Consider the following 2,784-nt stretch of genomic DNA (forward strand, 5'->3'; position numbering starts at 1 on the left):
AGATGAAGGCAGGCTATTGCGTGAATGCCATAGCTTCGGCGGTGTGCTTGAGCCCCGCTACATTGTCGGCGCGGAATCACTTGACCAGTGAGCTATTACGCACTCTTTCAAGGGTGGCTGCTTCTAAGCCAACCTCCTGGTTGTCACTGCGACTCCACATCCTTTTCCACTTAGCACACGCTTAGGGGCCTTAGCTGATGATCTGGGCTGTTTCCCTCTCGACTACGAACCTTATCGCCCGCAGTCTCACTGCCACGCTCTCACTTACCGGCATTCGGAGTTTGGTTGATTTCAGTAACCTTGTGGGGCCCCTAGACCATCCAGTGCTCTACCTCCGGCAAGAAACACGTGACGCTGCACCTAAATGCATTTCGGGGAGAACCAGCTATCACCGAGTTTGATTGGCCTTTCACCCCTACCCACAGCTCATCCCCTCCGTTTTCAACCGAAGTGGGTTCGGTCCTCCACGCGGTCTTACCCGCGCTTCAACCTGGCCATGGGTAGATCACTCGGCTTCGGGTCTAGAGCACGCGACTGGAACGCCCTATTCGGACTCGCTTTCGCTACGGCTACCCCACACGGGTTAACCTCGCCACGTACCGCTAACTCGCAGGCTCATTCTTCAAAAGGCACGCAATCACCCCGGACCCGAAGGACCTAAGGCTCTCACGGCTTGTAGGCACACGGTTTCAGGTACTATTTCACTCCCCTCCCGGGGTACTTTTCACCTTTCCCTCACGGTACTTGTCCGCTATCGGTCACCAGGGAGTATTTAGGCTTAGCGGGTGGTCCCGCCAGATTCACACCGAATTCCACGAGCTCGGTGCTACTTGGGAACATCATCACGAGAGAGTGCGCGTTTTCGTGTACGGGGCTCTCACCCTCTATGGCGACCCCTTCCAGAGGCCTTCCACTAACAACACACTATTTTTGACTCCCGGCCACTACGGCAGTAGCAACAAGATGCGTCCCACGACCCCACATGCACAACGCCTGCCGGCTATCACATGCACATGGTTTAGCCTCATCCGCTTTCGCTCGCCACTACTCACGGAATCACTGTTGTTTTCTCTTCCTGTGGGTACTGAGATGTTTCACTTCCCCACGTTCCCTCCACACGCCCTATATATTCAGGCGCGGGTCACACCACATGACTGGTGCGGGGTTCCCCCATTCGGAAATCCTCGGATCAACGCTCGGTTGACAGCTCCCCGAGGCTTATCGCAGCCTCCTACGTCCTTCATCGGCTCCTGGTGCCAAGGCATCCACCGTGCGCCCTTAACAACTTGAACACACAAACAAACAATCACTACAAGATGCTCGCGTCCACTGTGCAGTTCTCAAAGAACGAACGACCACCCACCCCACACCCACCACCGAACACCCGTGAAACCAGGCTGATGTGATGAACAGGCAGGCCCCGTCCAAGAGGCAACCCAACAACCGGTGTTCCCACCAGCAGTCGGTCCGCTCTCTCAGGACCCAACAGCGTGCCTACGACATCCCCCCGCCCCCACCCCCGTTCCCACCAGCAAGGCTGGCTGTACTAGGAGCCGAGAACGATCAGATGATCGAACTGGTCAGTGTTCCACCCGTGAGCGACACCCCACACACACGCAACCACCCTGAAGCGGGCGATCATCACGGCATGGGCGTGACTCTGGACCGGACACCCGCAGGAACTACCCCACGGTCATGGCCGGCCAGTGCTCCTTAGAAAGGAGGTGATCCAGCCGCACCTTCCGGTACGGCTACCTTGTTACGACTTCGTCCCAATCGCCGATCCCGCCTTCGACGGCTCCCTCCACAAGGGTTGGGCCACCGGCTTCGGGCGTTACCGACTTTCGTGACGTGACGGGCGGTGTGTACAAGGCCCGGGAACGTATTCACCGCAGCGTTGCTGATCTGCGATTACTAGCGACTCCAACTTCATGGGGTCGAGTTGCAGACCCCAATCCGAACTGAGACCGGCTTTTTGGGATTCGCTCCACCTCACGGTATCGCAGCCCTTTGTACCGGCCATTGTAGCATGTTTGCAGCCCTAGACATAAGGGGCATGATGATTTGACGTCATCCCCACCTTCCTCCGAGTTGACCCCGGCAGTCTCCCATGAGTCCCCGCCATAACGCGCTGGCAACATGGAACGAGGGTTGCGCTCGTTGCGGGACTTAACCCAACATCTCACGACACGAGCTGACGACAACCATGCACCACCTGTGTGCGACCCTTACGGACCCACCATCTCTGGAGGATTTCCGCACATGTCAAGCCTAGGTAAGGTTCTTCGCGTTGCATCGAATTAAGCAACATGCTCCGCCGCTTGTGCGGGCCCCCGTCAATTCCTTTGAGTTTTAGCCTTGCGGCCGTACTCCCCAGGCGGGGCGCTTAATGCGTTAGCTGCGGCACGGAGACCGTGGAATGGCCCCCACACCTAGCGCCCAACGTTTACGGCGTGGACTACCAGGGTATCTAATCCTGTTCGCTCCCCACGCTTTCGCTCCTCAGCGTCAGTTGTTGCCCAGAGACCCGCCTTCGCCACCGGTGTTCCTCCTGATATCTGCGCATTTCACCGCTACACCAGGAATTCCAGTCTCCCCTGCAACACTCAAGTCTGCCCGTATCGACTGCAGACCCGGAGTTGAGCTCCGGGCTTTCACAGCCGACGCGACAAACCGCCTACGAGCTCTTTACGCCCAATAATTCCGGACAACGCTTGCACCCTACGTATTACCGCGGCTGCTGGCACGTAGTTGGCCGGTGCTTCTTCTGCAGGTACCGTCACT

The 2,784-nt window shown here is 57.7% G+C and carries 2 rRNA genes; both read right to left on the bottom strand.

Features of this window, described 5'->3' with window-relative positions:
- Positions 1–1,292: ribosomal RNA gene (locus tag BLS67_RS24245) — 23S ribosomal RNA — on the bottom strand; the annotation flags it as partial.
- Positions 1,293–1,717: 425 nt separating this feature from the next.
- Positions 1,718–2,784 (bottom strand): 16S ribosomal RNA (locus BLS67_RS23120); the annotation flags it as partial.

It is taken from the genome of Klenkia soli (assembly GCF_900103975.1).
Classification (GTDB): domain Bacteria; phylum Actinomycetota; class Actinomycetes; order Mycobacteriales; family Geodermatophilaceae; genus Klenkia; species Klenkia soli.